Genomic DNA, 19144 nt, shown 5'->3' with positions numbered 1-19144 from the left:
GCGGGTAGGCGACGGTAACGAAGAAAAGCATCCGGGATTGTAAGGTCCCTACAGCGTGGTCAGCTTGACTCTCCGGCGGCCATGAGCCGGCCCAGCGCCAGTGCGATACGCAGGGTGAACGCCGAACGTACGTCGGAAGGCGCGTAGCCCGTGACGTCGGTCACACGTCGGAGCCGGTAGCGCACCGTGTTTGGGTGGACGAAGAGCATCCGGGCGGCACCCTCCAACGAGGAGGCCTGCTCCAGGTAGACGCTCAGGGTCTCCAGGAGTGCCGAGCCCGCCTCGTCCAGCGGTGTGTAGATCTCCTCCACCAGCTGCTGCCGGGCCGCCTGGTCGCCGGCCAGCGCCCGTTCCGGCAGCAGGTCGTCGGCCAGCACCGGCCGCGGCGCGTCCGGCCAGGCCGCGCAGGCCCGCAGGCCGGCCGCGGCGGCGTGCGCCGAGCGGGTCGCCGAGAGCAGGTCCGGCACCGTCGGGCCGACCACCACCGGGCCCGGCGCGAACTGGCCGATCAGCGCCCGGGCCGCGTGCACCGGCTCCTTCTCGCCGCCCACCACGACCACCAGGCGCTTGCCCAGCACCCCGGTCAGCACGTGCAGCTTGGCGTACCGGGCGGCCCGGCGGATCGCCTCGACCACCAGCTCGCTGTCACCGTCCGGAGCCGAGCCCATCACCACCCGGACCTGGCTCGGCTGGCCCCAGCCGAGCGCGGCGGCCCGGGACAGCACGCCCTCGTCGGCGTCGCCGGAGAGCAGCGAGTTGACCACCAGCGCCTCCAGCCGGGCGTCCCAGGCGCCCCGGGCCTCGGCGGCCTGGGCGTACACCTGGGCGGTGGCGAAGGCGATCTCGCGGGCGTAGACCAGCACCGACTCGCGCATGTCGGCCTCGTCGCCCGGGGCGGCCACCTCCTCGATGGCCTCCTCCATCACCTCGATGGTGGTGCGGATCAGCTCGACGGTCTGGCGCAGGGTGATCGCCCGGGTCAGCTCGCGCGGCGCGGTGCCGAAGACGTCCGTGGAGATCGCCTGCGGGGCGTCCGGCTTGCGGTACCACTCGGTGAACGCGGCGATGCCGGCCTGGGCGACCAGGCCGATCCAGGAGCGGTGCTCCGGCGGCATCCGCCGGTACCAGCCGAGCTGGTCGTCCATCCGGGCGATGGCGGCCGAGGCGAGCTTGCCGGAGGACTTCTCCAGTCGCTTGAGGGTCGCCGCCCGGCGCTCGGCGCGCTCGGCGGCGAGCCGGCGCTCCTGCGCGGTCAGGCGCGGCGCCGCCCGTCCGGGCCGGTCTCTCCCGGCGCCCGGGGTCGGGCTCTTCCCGTTCTTGTCGGGATCGGCGGTCGGATCGCTCTTGGAGTTCGCGGAAGCGGCTGGCACAGGGACAAGACTGCCTCACCGGAGTGACTGCTCGTGCACAGGGCCCGGCGGACGGGCCGGGTGGTGACGGTCACACCCGTCAGGACTGCCACTACGGTGGTCCCGTGACCGATGCCCCCGCCCGCCCCCGCGCCGATCTGCGCCGTACCGCCGAGCGCTACCGCTCGACGCCCGCCGAGGGCGTCGAGACCCGGCACGCGTTCTCCTTCTCCGGGCACTACGACCCGAAGAACACCCACTTCGGCGCGCTGCTCGCGTGCAACGAGGAACTCCTCGCCCCCGGCGCCGGGTTCGACGAGCACCGGCACCGGGACACCGAGATCCTCACCTGGGTGCTGGAGGGCGCGCTCGCCCACCGGGACTCCCAGGGGCACGGCGGGGTGGTGCGCCCCGGCATGGTCCAGCACCTGAGCGCCGGATCCGGCGTCACCCACACCGAGCGCAACGTCGGCGGCGCCGACGGCCCGGTCCGCTTCGTCCAGATGTGGCTCCAGCCCGACGTCTTCGACGCGCCCCCCGCGTACGGGCTGCGCGGGGTGGAGCGCGCCGCCGACGGGTTGACGCTGCTCGCCTCCGGGCTGGAACGGGACGCCGGCAGCCAGGCGCTGCGGCTGCGGCGCGGTGACGCCGCGCTGTGGCTGGTGACCGCCGGGCCGTGGCAGCCGCTGCCCGAGCTGCCGGCCGCCGCCTACCGCTACGCGCACCTGACGGCCGGCTCGCTCGGCTACCGGACGGTGCCCGGGCCGCAGGGCGGGGGTCGCTCGATGGTCCCCGGCGACAGCGTGCGGATCACCGGGGACGCCTTCGCGGCGCCGACGGCCGGCGAGAGCGGCGCGGAGCTGCTCCTGTGGGAGATGCACTCGCCGGTCTCGTACGGCTGACGGCGCCCGGCGGCTAGAGCTCGGCGAGGACGGCGTCGCTGAGGGCCGGCCAGACCTCGGCGGCCCACGGGCCGAAGTCCCGGTCGGTGAGCGCGACGCAGGCCGCGCCGGCCTGCGGGTCCACCCAGAGGAAGGTGCCGGACTGGCCGAAGTGGCCGAAGGTGGCCGGGGAGTTGGCGGTGCCGGTCCAGTGCGGCGCCTTGCTGTCGCGGATCTCGAAGCCGAGGCCCCAGTCGTTCGGCCGGCGGTGGCCGAAGCCGGGCAGCACCCCGCTGGTGCCCGGGAAGGCGACCTCGCGGGTGGCGACGCGCAGGGTGCCCGGGTCGAGCAGCTTGGGCGCCTGGAGTTCGGCGGCGAACCGGGTGAGGTCGGCGAGGGTGGACAGGCCGCCGGCGCCGGCGGGGGAGCGGTGCGCGGTGTTGATCAGGGTGGCGTGCATGCCGAGCGGCTGGAACACGGCCTCGGCGGCGTACCGGCCGAACTCGATGCCGGCGGCCCGCTCCAGGGTCTGCGCGAGCACGTCGAAGCCGGCGTTGGAGTAGAGCCGGCGGCTGCCGGGCGCGGCCATCACCTTGTGCTCGTCGAAGGCCAGGCCCGAAGTGTGGGCCAGCAGGTGCCGCACGGTCGAGCCCTCCGGCCCGGCCGGGTCGTCGAGTTCGAAGACGCCCTCCTCGACCGCGACCAGCACGGCGTAGGAGGTGAGCAGCTTGGTCACCGACGCCAGCGGGAACAGGTGGTCCTGCGGCCCGTGCGCGCCCAGCACCGCGCCGTCCGCGCCCCGTACGACGGCCGCCGCCGCGTGCGGCACCGGCCAGGTCTCGATCTTCCGCAAGCTCTCCATGGGGCCCGACTCTAACCGGGCCGGCGGGCCCGGCGGGATGGCAGGCTTGACGGCGGCACGCTCGCTTCGAGCGCGCGCCCAGGCGCTGGTTCTGTTGTCACGTTCATCACCGGGGGACCGACCATGACCGAACTCGCATCGTTCGAGACCGAACTGCGTTCCTGCTGGGAGGTGTTCCGGGATCCGGCCGGCGCGCCCGACCGGAGGCCGCGGCACACCATCGGCGAGGTGTCGGAGGCCAGCGGGCTGACCGCGCACACCCTGCGCTGGTACGAGCGGATCGGCCTGCTCGATCCGGTGGACCGCTCGGCCTCGGGCCAGCGCCGGTACAGCGACGGCGACCTGCACCGGCTGGCCTTCCTGGGGCGGCTGCGGCTGACCGGGATGCCGGTGGCCGACATGCTGCGGTACGTGGAGCTGGCCCGGCAGGGTGAGCGCACCTCCGCGGACCGCCGCGACCTGCTGCTCGCCCACCGGGAGGCGGTGCGGCAGCAGATCGCGGACCTGCACGCGACGCTGGCCGTGCTCGACCACAAGATCGACGTGTACACCGGGCGGCTGGAGCGGTGCGCGCCGAGCCACTGAGGGCGGTGTGTCAGACCGCGCGGCCGGAGTGGGCGGCGAGCCGGGTGTACACGTCGGCGTCGTCCGGGGCGGGCTGGACCGGGGCGAACGGGACGCCGCCGCCGCGCCGTTCGGCCGGCAGCGCGACCCGGGCGATCGCCAGCGCCGTCTCGCCCAGCCGCTCGTCCAGCGGGAGGCCGGTGCCGAGCGCGCGGGCGATGTCCCAGGAGTGGATGACGGTCTCCAGGAGGTAGCCGCCCACCGCGTCGCGGCCGCTCACCTCGCCCCAGGGCACCGAGGTCGGGCGGTCCAGCTTGGTGTCCTCCGCCCAGGCGGCGGTCACCCGGGCGCGGGCCCGGCCGAGCGCGGCCGGCCAGCCGTCGTCGGGAACCCCGCCGGTCGCGGCGGCGACGTCCAGGGAGAGGCCGCCCTCGCCGGTGTAGGCGAACCGGTGGATCCCGCCGACCACGTGGCCGAGCAGGGCCCGCAGGTCGTACTCGGCGCACGGGGTGGACCGGTCCAGGTCCTCCGGCCGGACCTCGGCGAGCAGCTTCTCCAGCTGGTCGAGGGCGAGCAGGTACAGCGGGCGCGGGTCCTGGGTGGTGTCCATGAGGTGTATCGGCTCCAAGGTGCGGAAGGGTTTTCCTGTCGGCAGGCAATCTCCCGGTAAAACCTGACAACCGTCGTCATGATTCTTGGGATCCTCGTGCCATGAAGGCCGACCGCCTGCTCTCGATCCTGCTGCTGCTCCAGACCCGCGGCCGGGTGCCCGCCACCGAACTGGCCGAACGGCTGGAGGTGTCGGTCCGCACCATCTACCGCGACGTCGAGGCGCTCTCGGCGGCCGGCGTGCCCGTCTACACCGAACGCGGCCGGCACGGCGGCATCAGTCTGCTGCCCGGCTACCGCACCGACGTCAGCGGTCTGACGGCCGACGAGGCGCGGGCCCTGTTCGTGCTCTCCGCCCAGGGCGCGCACAGCGACCTCGGGCTGGACGGCGCGCTCGGCTCGGCGCTGCGCAAGGTGATGGCCGCGCTGCCCGCCCCGCACCGGCCGGGCGCCGAGCGGATCAGCGAGCGGGTCCTGGTCGACCCGGCGCGCTGGCTGCAGGCGGGTGCGCCGCCGGGACCGGATCTGGGCGAGCTGCAGTACGCGGTGTTCGCCGACCGCCGGCTGCGGCTGCGCTACCGGCACAGCGGCACGCCGGCGCCGGTGGAGTACACCGTGGACCCGTACGGCCTGGTCAGCAAGGCCGCGGTCTGGTACCTGGTGGCCGATCTGCACGGCGAGCCGCGGCTGTTCCGGGCCGACCGGGTGCTGTACGCGGAGACCTCGGAGGAGCCGGTGCGCCGGCGGCCCGGGGTGGGGCTGGGCGACGTCTGGACGGTGCTGCGCGAGCAGGTGGAGCGGCTGCCCAGGGAACTGCTGGTGAAGGTGCGGGTGCGGCGCGGGCGGCTGGACATGTTCGTCCGGATCCACGGCACCCGGCTGGCCGCCCCGCCGCCGGAGAGCGGGGGCGGGGCGCCCGAGGACTGGGTCGAACTCACGCTCGGCTTCCAGTCGTTGCCGGCCGTCCGGGCGCTGCTCGCGTTCGGCGCGGACGCCGAGGTGCTCTCGCCGCCGGCCGCGCGCCGGGAGATGGGCCGCACCGCCGCCGAGGCCCTGCGGCTCTACGGGGACCCGCGCTAGCGTGCGGCGCCCCGGGCCGTCCCGTGCCGGCCGTCCGGCGTCAGGCCTCCGGGGCGGGCCGGACCACGGCCCCGTAGGCGCCGAGGGCGACGGCCGCGAAGTTGTGCAGGCTGTCGGTGCCGGTGGCGAAGTAGCCGTTGTGACCGGCGGAGCGGGCCGACGAGATCCGCTCGGCGCCGAAGTCCAGCGAGGTCGGGTCGGCGCCGTGGCCGAGCCCGCCGACCTCCAGGTACGGCACGTTGCCGATCCAGTCGGTCTCGTTGCGGGTGGCCCAGACGTGCACGCCCGCGCCCAGCTCCGAGGTGCTCTCCACGCCCATGCCGGGGGAGCCGAACACCACGAGGTCGGTGATCCCGCTGGTGTCGGCCGGCGAGGCGGCGGCCCGCGGGATGTCCGGTGCGGCGGTGCCGCAGACCACCGAGCCGTAGGAGTGGCAGAACAGCGCGGGCGGCGCCTGCGGCCGGGTGGTCTCCTTGAGCCCGGCGAGCAGCCGGCGCAGCCGGGGGGCGCCGACGTCGGCGAGCCGGGAGGTCACCGCGTCGGGGCCGAGGCCGGAGGGGGTGACGTAGCCGGTCCAGGCGACCACCGCGGTGCGGGTGCCGGGGGCCTGCCGCCGCTCCTCTTGGTACAGCGCCCGGGCCATGCCGGCGGGGGAGCGCAGCGGTTCGACGGCCTGGTCGAAGTGGCCGAGGTCGGCGTCGGAGCCGGGGACGAGCACCGCGACCCGGTCGGCGCTGCCGAGGTCGCCCCAGACCTCGGTGAGCAGTCCTCGGCCGCGCGGGTCGAAGGCGAGGATCTGCCGGCCGGGCGCGAGCAGGCTCTGCACGTCGTTGGCCCGGGAGATCGCGAGCGCGTGCTGCTCGGGGGTGAGAGTGCGGTCGGTGGCGCGGGCCCGGGCGTGGTCGCGCTCGGCGGCGAGCGCGATCCGGTTGGCCCGGTAGCGCACGGCGAGCGGGGCGCCGTCGAAGTTGCCGACGACCAGCGGGTAGGCCTCGACCAGCCGGTTCAGTTCGGCGGGGGGGAGCTGGGCGAAGAACTCGGCCGCGGCGGCCGGGGCGGTGGTGGCCGGGTCGGGCAGGTCGTGCCCGTAGGAGTGGTCCTCGACCCAGGCGGCACTGCCGGCCGGCGGGGTGGAGATGGCCAACTGCTCGGTCGCGGCCGCGGCCTGGGCGGCCGCCGCGCCGGCGTCGGCGAGGACGGCGGCACCCGCGAAGGCGCCGATCAGGACGTGCTTCCACCGCCGACGGCGCATCGCCTCAACTCCCCGAGAGTCCCGTCACCGATCCCGGACGGGGCCCGGAGGGCGGTACGACTGCCAATTTCCCAGCGCAAGCCTAGGGGCCAGGAGGCGCGCTGAGAGCGGCTCAAACTGTGGGATGGATCACATGAACCGGGAGTGTCCGGGATGCGTCCTGATCGTTCGCGCGAGCACCGCCGCGCTCCCGCGGCCGGGTGGTCGCGGGAGCGCGGACGGTGGGCCCGGGGCCCGGCTCAGAGCAGCGAGTTCCAGGCCGAGGCCGAGCGCGATCCGCTGACCAGGCGGTCCGGGTGGCCGCTGCCGTCGGCGACCGAGATCCGCCGGTAGCTGTCACCGTGGAACACCCAGTACTCGCTCCGGCCGCCGATCCGCTGGGCGTCGGGGACGGGCAGGAAGCAGTCCACCGCGGCGACGCCGTTCAGCGAACTCCACTGGGAGAGCTCCCGGTCGGTGCGCTCCAGCGTGTCGGGGTGCCCGGTGCCGTCGGCGACCGAGATCAGCCGGTAGCGCTGCCGGCCGCCGGTGGTGTGGAAGGCCCAGTACCAGCTCCGGCCGTTCACCCGCTGCTGGTCGGGTACGGCGAGGAAGCAGTCCACCCGGTCGATGCCGTTCAGCGAGGCCCAGGGGCCGAGGTCGCGGTCGGTGCGCTCCAGCGTGCCGGTGTGCCGGCTGCCACCGCTGATCGAGACCGCCCGGTACTGCTGCCGGCCGCCGGTGCTGTGGAACACCCAGTACCAGCTCTTGCCGCCGGGGTCCTGGAGGTCGGCCATCGGCAGGACGCAGTCGATCCGGCCGATGCCCTGGAAGCAGGGGTGGGCGCTCAGCGGGGTGTCGCCCTTGACCACCCGGTCGCCGTGGGCGGAGCCGTCGGCCACCGCGATCTTGCGGTAGTCGGCGCCGTGGCAGACCCAGAACTGGCTCTGGCCGGCCCGCCGCCACTGGTCCGGGACGGGCAGGATCTCGTCGCACGGGTAGGCCGGACCGCCCGGGGCGGTGGCCTGGCCGCCCTGCTGGGCCTGCGGCTGGCTCTGCCCGCCGCTCTGCCCGCTGCCCTGTCCACTGCTCTGCCCGCCGCCCTGGCCGCCCGTCGCGGTCCGGTCGGGGCCGACCAGCCGTCCGTCGGCGAGCCCCCGCAGGGTGCTGAGCGAGGGCATGAAGGCGTACACCGAGCCGGTGGTGCGGACGAACTGGGCGAAGCTCAGCGGGGTGTGCTTGACGGTGCCGTCCGGCTCCTCGCTCTCGAAGTCGACGTCGTCGGCCGGCTGGGTGACCGGGTCCTTGCCGGGCTGCGGGGTGCGGCCGGGAGGGAAGTTCGGCTCGTCCATCCAGTCGGCCTGGATGAACTCGAACTGCCGGGCGATGTCGGCCTGGTAACAGACGAACAGCAGGCCGCGCGGGTCGTCGGGCCCGCCGGGGCCCTCCGAGGCCGGGTCGAACGGCGCCCCGTACGGTGTGCCGCGGCGCATGATCCGGCGGCCGTCGAGCTCCTTGGCGTCGAGCGGCGGGTCGGTGGGGCCGGGTACCTGGAGGCCGGCCCGCGGGCTGGTCTTGCGCAGGTGCGACCAGAGCGGGGTGACCAGGCCCTCCGGGTCGTCCCGGAAGTCGAAGTCGTTGTCCGAGGCGGCGACGGGGTTGTTGGGGACGTCGTGGTCCTTGAAGTGGCAGACCGGGGCGCCGGAGCGCCAGCGGCCGACCATCCGGGCCGCCAGCCACTCGGTGGTCGCGGCGTCCGGGACGGCCTTGGCGAGCCGGAGCTCCTTCAGCTTGACCGAGACCTGCGACCACCAGCCGGGGACGTCCTGGGCGAGCCGGCGCACCACCTGGAAGGAGCCGTCCACCGTCCAGCCCGGGTACTGCTCCTTGGCGAAGCTCCCTGGGGCGTTCTCCTGGCCGCAGACGAACTCGCCGGCCGGGATGATCCGGGTGCCCGGGTGGCCCGCGACCTCCTCGGGCCGGCCCGGGTCGGGCGGGTCGAAGCCCCGGACGCCCGGCTCGCTGATGCCGTCCTTGAAGCCGAAGTGCTCCTTGCCGCGGCGGCTGCCGAGCAGGGTCTGCGCGTTCTGCTGGTAGACGATCAGCACCCGGGACTCGGCGGCGGCGATCCGCTGCTCCTCGATCGCCGTCCGCAGGTCCGCCTCGGTGTCCGCAGAGATCTTCAGCACGGCGTGCACCGGCTGGCTCTTGCCGTTGCCGAACAGCCAGTTCGCCGGGGAGTTCTCACCGGTGTCGCCGAGTGCTCCGGCCCGCTTGGCCGAACCCTCCTTGAACGCCTCAAGACCGGTGCCGACCGGCGGGGGCTGTGCGAACGGGTCGGTGTCGGAGAGCAGCCGCAGGCCCTCGTAGGTGAAGCTGACGCCCAGCCAGGTAGCCTTGAGGGTCTTGGGGTCGTCGCCGCCGGAGGTCCTGCGGGCCTCGCTGAAGGCCTCGTTGAACGCGGCGACCTCACGGGTGGTGGCGATCTGCGGGGTGAGCTGCCGCACCCACCCGCGGGCCAGCGTCGCGTCCTCGAACTTGAGGAACAGGACGCTGACGTTGTCCTTCTTGAAGCCGGCCAGGATGTCGCCCTGGATCTCCTCGCTGTCGCGGAGGAACAGATCCGTTGCCATGGGGGTGGGGTTCCTTTCGGGTGCGGGGTCAGGCGGTGAGCTGGATCCACTTGGCGACGGAGGGCACGCCCTGGTCGTTGAGCAGGTAGAGCAGGTACCAGCCGGGCGGGGCGGCCTTGGCGTCCGGCGGGGCCTGGAACTCCAGCCGGCTGCCGGCCCGGCTGCTGAGCCGCAGGTCGAGGTGGCGCTGGCTGGTGTTGATCGAGTGGGTGGAGGTGGTGGGCGAGAGCAGCACCGCCTTGGCGACCCGCTCCGGGGTGGAGGTGTTGACCAGGAAGGTCTGGTCGTAGCCGATGGGCGTGGCCGGCGCTCCGGTGAGGACCGGACGGTCGCCCTGGTGGAGGTAGGCCGGCTCGTAGATCTCGATGGTCCCGTTCATGGTGACCGGGCCCGTGGTGCCGGGGATGCCGCTCACCGTGCCGTCGATGTCCGGGTTGTTGGCGAGCTGCTGGAGCTCGTCGCCGGTGACCATCACGCGTCCGTCCGGCAGCACCACGGCGTTGGAGTGGTAGCCGCGCGGCAGCCGCTGGACCGGGCCGAGCTGCCAGTTGCCCTGGTCGTCGCGGAGTTCGACCTGGCGGTACTTGAGGTCGGCGTTCGGGTTGTACGGGCCGTTGCCGTAGTCGCGGATGTCGTAGGCGCCGTTGACGGTCATCAGCCGGCCGTTGGGCAGCAGCAGGGTGTCGTCCTGGGTGCGGCCGAAGGCGCGGGACTTCTCGGCGGTCCAGCTGCCGTTGGAGAAGCGCAGGGTGCTGGGGTTGTCGCGGTCGCCGCCGAGGATCAGCGCGGAGTCCGGACCGTTGACGCCGCCGGGCAGCAGGACGGCCGAGCCGTAGTTGCGCTTGCGGCCGTCCGGGCGGGCGGTCAGGTCGCTGCGGGACTCCGCGACCGGGTCGAACTTCCACTGCTCGGCGGCCTGCCGGCCGAAGCCGTAGACGTTGCCGTCGTTGAGCGAGAACAGGTGCGGGTAGTCCAGGGTGAACGGGGCGTCGGCCTTGAGCCGGTCGACGGGGGTGTTCACCGGGGTCTGGGACTTGAGCGAGGGCACCGGGTAGTTCTTGGCAGGGAAGCGCTCGACCACCGGGGTGGGGGTGCCCCAGCCGAGTTCGGACTGGCCGGACATGATCAGCTGCCGGCCGTCCGCGCCGGTCACCACCGTGGGGTACCAGCGGCCGACGGACATGTCGGGGTTGCGGGTCCAGGTCTCGGTCCACGGGTCGAAGATCAGCGAGAGCTTGGCGCCGGTGCCGCCGTTGCCGCCGAGGTTGCCGCCGAAGACGCCGAGCATGCCGTTGGGCAGGAAGGAGTGGCCGGCGCAGAAGAACGGTGCCGGGCGGGGCTGGTCCAGGCCGTCGGGCATGTTGACCGTGGGCGGGGTGACCTGCTTGAAGGCGTCCTTGCCGTAGCCCTTGGCCGGGTCCCAGAGGAACGCCCGGCCGGCGTTCTCCCGGCCGGTGGTCTGGGTGGGTGCGGGTTCCTTCTCCGGGTTGGTCTCGATCCGCTCGAAGGAGAACAGCAGCACCTTGCCGGTGGGCAGCAGCGCGACGTGGTCGCCGAAGTCGGGGGAGGGGAAGTACTCGTTGAAGGTCCCGAAGGTGGCGGGGGCGAAGCCCTTGTTGTGGGTGGCCTGGGACTCCGTCAGCGCGTTCAGCCGGTTGGTGCGGGTGGTCTGCGGGTAGTCGCCGATGCCGCGGACGGCCGCGCGCATCCGGGCGTGCTCCTCGGCGTGCTCCTGGCCGAGCGCGGCGACCTCGTCGTCGCGCAGCTCGGCGAGCATCCGGGGATCGGCGACCTTGGGTGCGGTGGCGGCCGGGCCGTCGGGGGTGTCGTGACCGCCGGGGCCGTGGGCGGCGGCCGGGGCGACGGCGGTCAGGGCGGTGCCGGCGGTCAGCGCACAGACCACGGCGGTGGCGAGCACGGTCGGAAGGCGCCGGCCGGGCCGTGGCGGGGACAGGGACATGGAACTCCTCGAACGGGGGAACGGGAGCCGTCCGGCTCGGAACTCCGGGCGGGGAAAGGGGGAACGGCCGCCGGGGCGGTGCCCGGTCGCCGACAGCCACAGGCCATCACGGTGGGTGTCGGTCCGCATGCGGAGTCACTGCGTTCGGCGTCGGCGGGTCCGCAGAGCGGGTGAGCGGGGGCGCCCGGAGGCGCGGAAGCGGGCGCGGACCCGCCGGTCCGCGCCCGCGCGCCACGTCGCCCGCTGCATCGCCCGCCCGGGTGCGTCAGACGACACCCAGCGCGTAGGCGGCGAAGAACGCCGCCCCCGCGCCGGCCACCGCCCTGGCCGGTCGCGACAAGCCCGTCCACGGGCCGTCGAAGCGCCGGGTGAACCACCCGATCGCGACCAGCGCGGCGCCGAACAGCGGCAGCAGCGCCAGCCGCAGCGCGACCCAGCCGAGCGAGTCCGGAGCCACCGTCAGCCCCGGCACCGAGCCGAAGGCGGCCGCACCCGGGACGGCGACCGCGAGCATCGCGCTCTGGTGCCAGCAGAAGATCGTCATCGCCGAGAGGTTCACCGCGACCACCGGCAGCCAGAGCAGCGGACGGCGCGCCAGCAGCCGGCCGAGCCGCTCGCGCAGCAGCACCGCGGCGCCGCACTGCACCGCGGCCAGCGCGAGCACCAGCAGGGACGGCGGGTGCGAGTTGGTGCGCTCCGCGCCCGGCACGCCGACCATCGACGCCGGGTAGTGGAAGACCAGCAGCAGCACGGCGAACAGCGCGCCGCCGCCGGCCAGCAGCAGCCGCGCCGCCGGACGGCCCAGCCGGCCCCCGGCCCAGAGCACGCCCAGCTGGTAGCCGAACAGCCAGCCCGGCAGGATGTTCAGCAGCCCGAGCCAGGACGGCATCGACGGCGCCCACGGCCCGTACCGCAGCAGGTCGACGACGGCGACCGCGCCGAGCAGCAGGCCCGCCGACCAGCCGCCCAGCCGGCGGGCGAGGGCCGCGCAGAGCGGGGTGAGCGCGGTCAGGCCCAGGTAGACCGCGATGTACCAGAGCGGCTGCACCACCAGCGTCGAGCCGGTGCGCACGGTGTCGGCGGGGACGCCGAGGCGCGGCAGCAGCGGGATCAGCAGCGCCCAGACGGCGGCCACCCCGAGCACCGGGCGCAGCAGCCGCACCACCCGGCCGCGCAGCCAGCCGGCGTGGCCGACGCCCCGGGCCCGGGCGCGTTCCAGCGAGCGGACCGCCGAGTGGCCGCCGACCAGGAAGAACACGCCCAGCAGCTGCAGCCCCCAGCTGAGCGGGGCGAAGAAGCCGAGGTCGGGCGAGGAGAGCGGACTGGCGTTGTGCAGGGCGCCGTCGGCGGAGCGGGTGAAGCCGCCGAGCAGCCAGTGGCCGACCGGGACGGCGAGCAGGGCGAGGGCGCGCAGGCCGTCCAGGGCGCGGTCACGGCTCTCGGGGGTGCGGGCATCCACCTGGCGGGCGGCCCGGTGCAGCGGGGTGAGCAGGGTGCCGGTCATGACGGGGTCTCCGTTCGCGCGGTACGGGGGCGAGGGGTCTCGGCGGGGGAGGCCGGGTCAGCGGCCGAGGGCGATGCCGGCGTAGGCGGCCAGCGAGGCGGTGCCCGGGGCGAAGTAGCCGGTGTGGCCGTGCGAGCCGGTGGACGGCAGCGGGCGGGCGCCGAAGGCCGGGTCGGTCGGGTCGGCGCCGTGGCCGAGGCCGAACAGGCGCACGTGCGGCACGTTGCCGATCCAGTCGGAGCCGTTGCGGGCGGTGGCCCAGAGCGGGACGCGCGGGTCGAGGTCGGCGGCCGACTCGACGCCCAGGCCCGGCGAGCCGAGCACCACCACACCGGAGGCCTGCCGCGGGCCGGGCCGGGCCAGCCCGCAGACCACCGAGCCGTAGCTGTGGCAGAAGACCGTGGCCGGGGCGTCGGGCCGGGTGCTGACGGCGAGTCCGTCCAGCAGCCGGGTCAGCCGCTCGGCGCCGGCCGCGGCCAGCGTCTCGGTGGCGGCGTCCGGGCCGAGGCCGAGCGGGGTGGTGTAGCCGGCCCAGGCGATCACCGCGGTGCGCCCGCCGGTCGCGTCGGACAGCGCCCGGGCCATGCCGACGGGGGTGCCGTACGGGTCGCCGGCGCGGTCGAAGGTGCGCAGGTCGATGTCGGAGCCGGGGACGACGACGGCGGTGCGCCGCGCGCCGGCGAGGTCGCCGAACACCTCGGCGACCTGGCCGCGGCCGCGCGGGTCGAAGGCGAGGAGGCGGCGGGGTCCGCCGGGCGCGGCCGGGTCGAGCAGGGTGCGGTAGCGCTCGGCGCGTTCCCGGGCGGCGGCGTGGTCCTGCGCGGTGAGCGCCGGGTCGACGGCCCGGGCGAGGGCGCGCTCGCGCTCCTCGGCGACGGCCCGGGCGTTGGCCCGGTAGCGCAGCTCGACGGGCGCGCCGTCCAGGTTGCCGACCACCAGCGGGTGGCGGACGGCCAGGTCCTCCCGGGCGGCGGGAGCCAGTCCGGCGAAGAAGGCGGCCACCGCGGCGGGGGAGGCGGTGGCGGGGTCCGGCAGCGGCAGGCCGAGGGCGGTGTCGGCGACCCAGCCGGCGGCCCCGGGCGGTGGCCCGGTCACCGCGCGCTCGCCGCCGGCGGCCCAGCCGCCCGCCCCCAGCACCGCGGCCAGGGCCAGCGCGGCGGCGGCCGCCGCGCGGCTGATCCGGTTCCTCGTCATGTCCGTTCCCTTCATGGCCGGTTCGGCTCGACGGGAAGGACGGTAGGAACGGGACGGCCCCGCGGACATCACTCCGCGGGGCCAACTGCCGGGTGCTACCCGGGTATCAGGGGGCCTGCCCCCGGGGGAGGGCCCCACCGGGGCCCGGGGGAGCGCCTCATTGGCCCGGGGTCACCAGGCCGGACTCGTAGGCGAGCACCACCGCCTGGGCGCGGTCGCGCAGGTCGAGCTTGGCCAGGATCCGGCCGATGTGGGTCTTCACGGTCTGCTCGGCGAGGACCAGCCGGGCGGCGATCTCCTGGTTGGACAGGCCGCGGGCGATCAGCTCCAGGACCTCGGTCTCGCGCGGGGTCAGCCCGTTGAGCCGCAGTTTGGGGTCGCGCCGCTTGGCCGGCCTGGTCCGGGCGAAGTCCTCGATCAGCCGCCGGGTCACCGAGGGGGCGAGCAGCGCCTCGCCGGCCGCGACCACCCGGACGGCGGCGATCAGGTCGTCCGGCGGCGCGTCCTTGAGCAGGAAGCCGCTGGCGCCGGCCCGCAGCGCGTCGTAGACGTAGTCGTCCACGTCGAAGGTGGTGAGCATCAGCACCTTGGGGCGGTGCGCGCCGGGCACGGCCGGGTCCAGCAGCCGGCGGGCCGCCTCCAGGCCGTCCATGACGGGCATCCGGACGTCCATCAGCACGACGTCCGGGTGGGTGCGGCCGCTCACCTCCAGGCCCTGCGCGCCGTCCGCGGCGTCCCCCACCACGTCGATGTCGCTCTGCGCGTTCAGCAGGGCGGCGAATCCGGCCCGCACCATCGCCTGGTCGTCGACGATGATCACGCGGATGGTCATACGGTGCTCTCCCCGGGGGCGTCTGCGGTGCGGCCGGCGGCCCGTCCGGCTCCCTCGGACGCGGGGCCGCCCGGCCGGCTGTCGTCCGACCGAGTATCCGTCAGACCGGCCAGCGGCAGGACGGCGGCCACCTTGAAGCCGCCGTCCGGCAGCGGCCCGGTGTCCAGCCGGCCGTTCAGCAGCCGGATCCGCTCGCGCATGCCGACCAGCCCATGGCCGGTGCCCTCGACCGACGCCTCCAGCGACTCGCCGCGCACCGGCGGGGCCGCGTTGACCACGGTGACCAGCAGGGATCCGTCGGCGACGGCCAGCGACACCCAGGTCGGTGCGCCGGGGGCGTGCCGGACCACGTTGGCCAGCGCCTCCTGGACGATCCGGTAGACGGAGAGGCCGACGGCCGGCGGCAGCGGGTCGTCGGCCAGCTCCGGGGCGAGCGTCAGCTCGGCGGACACACCCGCCCGGCGGACCGTGTCGACCAGCTGGGCGAGCCGGCCGACACCCGGCTGCGGCGCCTTCTCGGCGCCCGACTCCTCGCTGCGCAGCACCCCGAGCAGCCGCCGCATCTCGGCCAGTGACTCGCGCGCGGTGCCGGCGATCGCGGTGAACTCCTCGGCCGCCTCGGCCGGGACGCCGGTGATCCGGTAGGGCGCGCTGGCCGCCTGCACGGCGATCACCGACATGTGGTGGGCGACCACGTCGTGCAGTTCGCGGGCGATCCGGGCGCGTTCCTCCAGCAGGGTGCGCCGCTCGCGTTCGGCCTCGCTGATGTGCTCCTGTTCGGCGAGCAGCCGGCGGGCCTCGGCGCGTTCGCGCAGCGCCCCGCCGAGCACCAGGACGACGCCCGCGAGGGCGGTGGCGAGCAGGCTGTTGTCGCCGCCGAAGTCGCCGGCCAGGCCGACGACGGACAGCGCCAGGCTCGCCGCGGCGGTGACCAGCCAGACCGCGACCAGGGTGCGCCGGGCCTCGCGCAGGGCGAGCGGCAGCATCAGCAGGAGGTGGCCGACGATGCCGGGCGGCGGCCACGGCCAGGGGCCGTCGACCCCGGAGGCGGTGGCGCCGCGGCCGGTGGCGAGGATCAGCAGCGAGGTCAGCAGGGCGCCGCCGGCGGCCATCCACCAGGCGGGCAGCGGCCGGGTGACGGCGAGCAGCAGCGGCGCGGTCTGGGTGATCGCGAGGGCGGCGGCCAGGCCCGCGTCGACCCCGTAGTCGTTGACCAGCACGTTGATGCCGGTCGGCAGCAGCGCGACGGCCGCGACCGCGGCGAGGACGTACGGCAGCAGGCGGACCCAGCGGCGGGTGGCCTGGGCGAGCAGCGGGGTGTGGTCGGCGGACGGGCGGGTGAGCGGGGCGAGCAGCGCGCGCACCGGACCGTCCGGGGCCGGCCCGGGGGGTGGCTTGGGCATCCGGCCAGCCTAGGGAGGTGCGGTGCGGCCGGCGTCCCCCTCGGGTCCCGGTCCCGGTGTAGTACCCGGGTATGAGGTCAGGCTCTCCAGCCGCCGGCGAGGGCCGGGGCGAGCAGGTCCAGATGGCGGTTGATCAGCGTGATCATGCCCTCCGGCCCGGTGTCGTCCTGGTCGGCGCTCCAGGACAGGTGCGCGGCGCGCAGCACGCCGCCGAAGGCCGCCGCGAGCACGGCGGGGCGCAGGTCCTCGGCCGGGTCGAGGCCCTCGCGCTCGGCGATGATCCCGACCACCAGCCGCTCCTGCTCGGCGGACCGGCGCAGATGGGCGGCGAACAGGGTGGGGGTGTTCTCGATCATCCGGATCAGCTCCAGCGCGGCCGTCACCGAGGAGGGCCCGGTGTCCCGGTCGGCGCCGAGCTCGCGCCAGGAGCCGACGATCGCGGCGCGCAGCGCCTGCAGCGGGGTCTCCTCGGCGGGGCGGGCCCGCAGCTGTTCGATGAAGTGGTCCTCGGCCTCGGCGAGGACGGCGAGGGCGACCTCGTCCTTGTTGGCGAAGTAGCGGAAGAAGGTGCGCTGCGAGACGTCGACGGCGGCGGCGATCTCGTCGACGGTGGTGCGGGCGAAGCCCTGGCCGAGGAAGAGCCGGTGGGCCGCCTCGATGAGGGCGTCGCGGGTGCGCTGCTTCTTCCGGGCGCGCAGACCGGGCTCCTGGACGGGGGCGGGGGGAGCGGGCTGAGCGGCCATGGCGGGGCCTTCCGGACGGTGATCGGGTGGGTGCTGTGGAGGCTACTGTAGCGATCTGACAAATGGCAGAAGCATGCAGAAGTCAGCGTTTGCCGAATGACAGTGACTGACATAATGTCCCTGGGTGGCGCCCTCAGGCCGGGCAACTCGTGGGGACGGGTGGGCCGGGGCGCCACTTCCACGTCCGCTCGCAGCCAGCCCCCCGGAGGGCCCAGATGAGCCAGTCCCTGACCAAGAGCGCCACGGCGGACGCATCGCCGCCGGGCACGCCACCGGGCGGGAGGAGCCTCCAGGGACACCCCTGGCTGACCCTGCTCACCGTCGCCGTCGGTGTGATGATGGTCGCCCTGGACGGCACGATCGTCGCGATCGCCAACCCGGTCATCCAGGCCGACCTCAAGGCCGCGCCCTCCGAGATCCAGTGGGTGACCAGCGGCTACCTGCTGGCCCTGGCGGTCTTCCTGATCACCGCCGGAAAGATCGGCGACCGGTTCGGCCACAAGACCACCTTCCTGGTCGGCGCGGTCGGCTTCGCCGCGACCTCGGCGGCGATCGGCTTCGCCGGGAACATCCAGACGGTGATCTTCTTCCGCGTCCTGCAGGGCCTGTTCGGCGCGCTGCTCCAGCCGGCCGCGCTCGGCCTGCTGCGCGGGGCCTTCCCGGCCGAGAAGCTCAACATGGCGATCGGCATCTGGGGCGGCGTGATCGGCGCCTCCACCGCGGCCGGCCCGATCGTCGGCGGCCTGCTGGTCGAGCACGTCAACTGGGAGTCGGTGTTCTACATCAACATCCCGGTCGGCCTGATCGCGCTGGCCCTCGGCCTGTGGATCCTGCGGGACGTGCGCTCCGAGAACGCCGCCAAGTCCTTCGACGTCCCCGGCATCGTGCTGCTCTCGGCAGCGATGTTCGCGCTGGTCTTCGGCATCATCAAGGCCCCCGAGTGGGGCTGGGGCGACGTCTCCACGGTGGTCTTCCTCGGCGGCGCGGTGCTGCTGATGACCGCCTTCGCGTTCTGGCAGCGGGTCGCCAAGGAGCCGCTGATCCCGCTCAGCCTGTTCCGCTCGGTGCCGCTGTCGGCCGGCACCCTGCTGATGGTGCTGATGGCCTTCGCGTTCTTCGGCGCGATCTTCTTCGTCACCTTCTACCTGCAGAACGTGCACGGCATGACGCCGGTCGAGGCGGGCGTCCACCTGCTGCCGATGACCGGCATGATGATCATCGGCTCGCCGGTGGCGGGGATCGCGATCGGCAAGCTGGGCCCGCGGATCCCGATCGTGGCCGGCATGCTGATCACCACCACCGCGATGTTCGGCATGTCCACCCTGGACGCCGGCTCCGGCAACGGCGCGATGGCGCTCTGGTTCGTGCTGATGGGCCTGGGCATCAGCCCGGTCATGGTCGGCGCCACCGAGGTCATCGTCGGCAACGCGCCGCTGGAGCTCTCCGGTGTCGCCGGCGGACTCCAGCAGTCCGCGATGCAGGTCGGCGGCAGCCTCGGCACCGCCGTGCTGGGCGCGCTGATGGCCGCCCGGGTCAAGGACACGCTGCCCGGCAAGTGGGCCGACGCGGGCCTGCCGCCGGTGGACCCGGCGCAGTCCGAGGGCCTCAACCAGGCCGCCCAGCTCGGCCTCGCCCCGCCGGCGCCGGCCGGCACCCCGCAGCAGGTGGTCGACGCGATGGCCGGGGCCGTCCACGACTCCTTCGTCAGCGGCATGTCGCTGGCCTTCGCGGTCGCCTCGGTGGTCGCCTTCGCCGCCGCCGTGCTCGGCCTGCTGACCCGCCGCGGCACCACCGACGCCGGCCCTGCGGTCCACATCTGACGCACCCGCGCCCCCGCCCGTCGGCCCGCCGGCCCGGACCGTCCGCACGGTCCGGGGCCGGCGGGCCTTCCGGCGTCAGGAGGTGGGGCAGTCCAGGGTGGGGTCGGTCTCGGCGGCGGCCCAGCACTGCTCGGCCCGCTGCCAGTACTCCTCCTCGGAGAGGGACGCCGAGGGGCTGGGGGAGGGGAGCACCTGGGTGGGGCCGAAGTGGTTGCCGCCGCCGGGCGGCGGGCTGGGGGTGGTCGTGGTGGGCCGGGGCGCCGGGTCGGCCGCGGTCCCGGTGGCCGTCGGCGCGGTACCCGTCGTGCCCGTGGTGCCCGTCGTGCCCGCCGATCCGCCCGGGCCCTGGCCCGCCGCGGGCGGCGGGGGTGGGGCGGCCGGGGTCGTCGGGCCGGTCGGCCGCGGCGGCGCGGCGGGGCCGGTCGCCGGCGCGGACGGCTGCACCTCGGCGGAGACGAGCCCGACGGCCGGACCGGGCC

The 19144-nt window shown here is 74.9% G+C and carries 15 protein-coding genes and 1 pseudogene; 4 read left to right on the top strand and 12 right to left on the bottom strand.

Annotated elements, in window-relative coordinates; translation table 11 throughout:
- Positions 1 to 59 precede the first annotated feature (59 nt).
- The gene (locus ACFU9E_RS29830) at positions 60 to 1256 is read right to left on the bottom strand and encodes a PucR family transcriptional regulator (protein ID WP_380684295.1); all 1197 of its coding nucleotides are present in this window, start codon (positions 1254 to 1256) and stop codon (positions 60 to 62) included.
- Positions 1257 to 1474: 218 nt separating this feature from the next.
- Here ACFU9E_RS29830 and ACFU9E_RS29825 point away from each other — a divergent pair, with 218 nt between their 5' ends.
- On the top strand, positions 1475 to 2251 hold the full coding sequence (locus ACFU9E_RS29825) for a pirin family protein (protein ID WP_380684287.1): 777 nt from the start codon (positions 1475 to 1477) through the stop codon (positions 2249 to 2251).
- 13 nt (positions 2252 to 2264) lie between these two features.
- Here ACFU9E_RS29825 and ACFU9E_RS29820 read toward each other — a convergent pair whose 3' ends face one another.
- Positions 2265 to 3092: a serine hydrolase domain-containing protein gene (locus ACFU9E_RS29820; protein ID WP_380684288.1), complete on the bottom strand. Its 828-nt coding sequence runs from the start codon at positions 3090 to 3092 to the stop codon at positions 2265 to 2267.
- A 123-nt stretch (positions 3093 to 3215) separates the two neighbouring features.
- Here ACFU9E_RS29820 and ACFU9E_RS29815 point away from each other — a divergent pair, with 123 nt between their 5' ends.
- Positions 3216 to 3677 carry a MerR family transcriptional regulator gene (locus tag ACFU9E_RS29815; protein ID WP_380684289.1) on the top strand — a complete coding sequence of 154 codons (462 nt, stop codon included), beginning with the start codon at positions 3216 to 3218 and terminating at the stop codon, positions 3675 to 3677.
- A gap of 10 nt (positions 3678 to 3687) precedes the next feature.
- Here ACFU9E_RS29815 and ACFU9E_RS29810 read toward each other — a convergent pair whose 3' ends face one another.
- The gene (locus ACFU9E_RS29810; protein WP_380684290.1) at positions 3688 to 4266 is read right to left on the bottom strand and encodes a TIGR03086 family metal-binding protein; all 579 of its coding nucleotides are present in this window, start codon (positions 4264 to 4266) and stop codon (positions 3688 to 3690) included.
- Between the two features lie 101 nt (positions 4267 to 4367).
- Between ACFU9E_RS29810 and ACFU9E_RS29805 the strand changes: the two genes are divergently transcribed.
- The gene (locus ACFU9E_RS29805) at positions 4368 to 5345 is read left to right on the top strand and encodes a helix-turn-helix transcriptional regulator (protein WP_380684291.1); all 978 of its coding nucleotides are present in this window, start codon (positions 4368 to 4370) and stop codon (positions 5343 to 5345) included.
- A gap of 40 nt (positions 5346 to 5385) precedes the next feature.
- On the opposite strand, the gene ACFU9E_RS29800 is transcribed toward ACFU9E_RS29805, so the two are convergent.
- The 8 genes from ACFU9E_RS29800 to ACFU9E_RS29765 form a co-directional block, all read right to left on the bottom strand.
- On the bottom strand, positions 5386 to 6597 hold the full coding sequence (locus ACFU9E_RS29800; protein WP_380684292.1) for an alpha/beta hydrolase: 1212 nt from the start codon (positions 6595 to 6597) through the stop codon (positions 5386 to 5388).
- Positions 6598 to 6836: 239 nt separating this feature from the next.
- Complete coding sequence (locus ACFU9E_RS29795) at positions 6837 to 9209, bottom strand: Dyp-type peroxidase (RefSeq protein ID WP_380684293.1); 2373 nt, start codon at positions 9207 to 9209, stop codon at positions 6837 to 6839.
- A 28-nt stretch (positions 9210 to 9237) separates the two neighbouring features.
- Positions 9238 to 11169 (bottom strand): galactose oxidase-like domain-containing protein, encoded by a 1932-nt coding sequence (locus ACFU9E_RS29790; RefSeq protein ID WP_380684294.1) that lies wholly within the window; start codon positions 11167 to 11169, stop codon positions 9238 to 9240.
- 265 nt (positions 11170 to 11434) lie between these two features.
- Positions 11435 to 12673 carry an acyltransferase gene (locus ACFU9E_RS29785; protein WP_380687234.1) on the bottom strand — a complete coding sequence of 413 codons (1239 nt, stop codon included), beginning with the start codon at positions 12671 to 12673 and terminating at the stop codon, positions 11435 to 11437.
- 57 nt (positions 12674 to 12730) lie between these two features.
- On the bottom strand, positions 12731 to 13867 hold the full coding sequence (locus ACFU9E_RS29780) for an alpha/beta hydrolase (RefSeq protein ID WP_380687236.1): 1137 nt from the start codon (positions 13865 to 13867) through the stop codon (positions 12731 to 12733).
- A 157-nt stretch (positions 13868 to 14024) separates the two neighbouring features.
- Complete coding sequence (locus ACFU9E_RS29775) at positions 14025 to 14699, bottom strand: response regulator transcription factor (RefSeq protein WP_355371213.1); 675 nt, start codon at positions 14697 to 14699, stop codon at positions 14025 to 14027.
- Positions 14696 to 16102, bottom strand: coding sequence for a sensor histidine kinase (locus tag ACFU9E_RS29770; protein WP_380687238.1), 1407 nt, complete (start codon positions 16100 to 16102; stop codon positions 14696 to 14698). The genes ACFU9E_RS29775 and ACFU9E_RS29770 overlap by 4 nt, the downstream gene beginning before the upstream one ends.
- A 77-nt stretch (positions 16103 to 16179) precedes the next feature.
- A complete protein-coding gene (locus ACFU9E_RS29765; RefSeq protein WP_380687240.1) occupies positions 16180 to 16845 on the bottom strand; it encodes a TetR family transcriptional regulator in 666 nt (221 codons plus the stop codon).
- A 215-nt stretch (positions 16846 to 17060) separates the two neighbouring features.
- Between ACFU9E_RS29765 and ACFU9E_RS29760 the strand changes: the two genes are divergently transcribed.
- Entirely contained in the window at positions 17061 to 18665 is a 1605-nt protein-coding gene (locus tag ACFU9E_RS29760; RefSeq protein WP_380715493.1) for an MFS transporter, read from the top strand.
- Positions 18666 to 18740: 75 nt separating this feature from the next.
- Here ACFU9E_RS29760 and ACFU9E_RS29755 read toward each other — a convergent pair.
- Positions 18741 to 19144 (bottom strand): annotated as a pseudogene (locus tag ACFU9E_RS29755) (hypothetical protein); the annotation flags it as partial.

The sequence above is a fragment of the Kitasatospora sp. NPDC057595 genome, from assembly GCF_042800875.1.
Lineage (GTDB): Bacteria > Actinomycetota > Actinomycetes > Streptomycetales > Streptomycetaceae > Kitasatospora.
Note: the sequence above shows the minus strand (reverse complement) of the source record. Positions and strands in the feature narration are given on the sequence as shown.

Excerpts from the sequence above, each read along its gene's own strand:
- ACFU9E_RS29805 (WP_380684291.1), top strand. The coding sequence starts at position 4,368 with ATGAAGGCCGACCGCCTGCTCTCGATCCTGCTGCTGCTCCAGACCCGC.
- ACFU9E_RS29775 (WP_355371213.1), bottom strand. The coding sequence starts at position 14,699 with ATGACCATCCGCGTGATCATCGTCGACGACCAGGCGATGGTGCGGGCC.
- ACFU9E_RS29820 (WP_380684288.1), bottom strand. The coding sequence starts at position 3,092 with ATGGAGAGCTTGCGGAAGATCGAGACCTGGCCGGTGCCGCACGCGGCG.
- ACFU9E_RS29795 (WP_380684293.1), bottom strand. The coding sequence starts at position 9,209 with ATGGCAACGGATCTGTTCCTCCGCGACAGCGAGGAGATCCAGGGCGAC.
- ACFU9E_RS29770 (WP_380687238.1), bottom strand. The coding sequence starts at position 16,102 with ATGCCCAAGCCACCCCCCGGGCCGGCCCCGGACGGTCCGGTGCGCGCG.
- ACFU9E_RS29780 (WP_380687236.1), bottom strand. The coding sequence starts at position 13,867 with ATGACGAGGAACCGGATCAGCCGCGCGGCGGCCGCCGCCGCGCTGGCC.
- ACFU9E_RS29790 (WP_380684294.1), bottom strand. The coding sequence starts at position 11,169 with ATGTCCCTGTCCCCGCCACGGCCCGGCCGGCGCCTTCCGACCGTGCTC.
- ACFU9E_RS29815 (WP_380684289.1), top strand. The coding sequence starts at position 3,216 with ATGACCGAACTCGCATCGTTCGAGACCGAACTGCGTTCCTGCTGGGAG.
- ACFU9E_RS29760 (WP_380715493.1), top strand. The coding sequence starts at position 17,061 with ATGAGCCAGTCCCTGACCAAGAGCGCCACGGCGGACGCATCGCCGCCG.
- ACFU9E_RS29810 (WP_380684290.1), bottom strand. The coding sequence starts at position 4,266 with ATGGACACCACCCAGGACCCGCGCCCGCTGTACCTGCTCGCCCTCGAC.
- ACFU9E_RS29800 (WP_380684292.1), bottom strand. The coding sequence starts at position 6,597 with ATGCGCCGTCGGCGGTGGAAGCACGTCCTGATCGGCGCCTTCGCGGGT.
- ACFU9E_RS29785 (WP_380687234.1), bottom strand. The coding sequence starts at position 12,673 with ATGACCGGCACCCTGCTCACCCCGCTGCACCGGGCCGCCCGCCAGGTG.
- ACFU9E_RS29765 (WP_380687240.1), bottom strand. The coding sequence starts at position 16,845 with ATGGCCGCTCAGCCCGCTCCCCCCGCCCCCGTCCAGGAGCCCGGTCTG.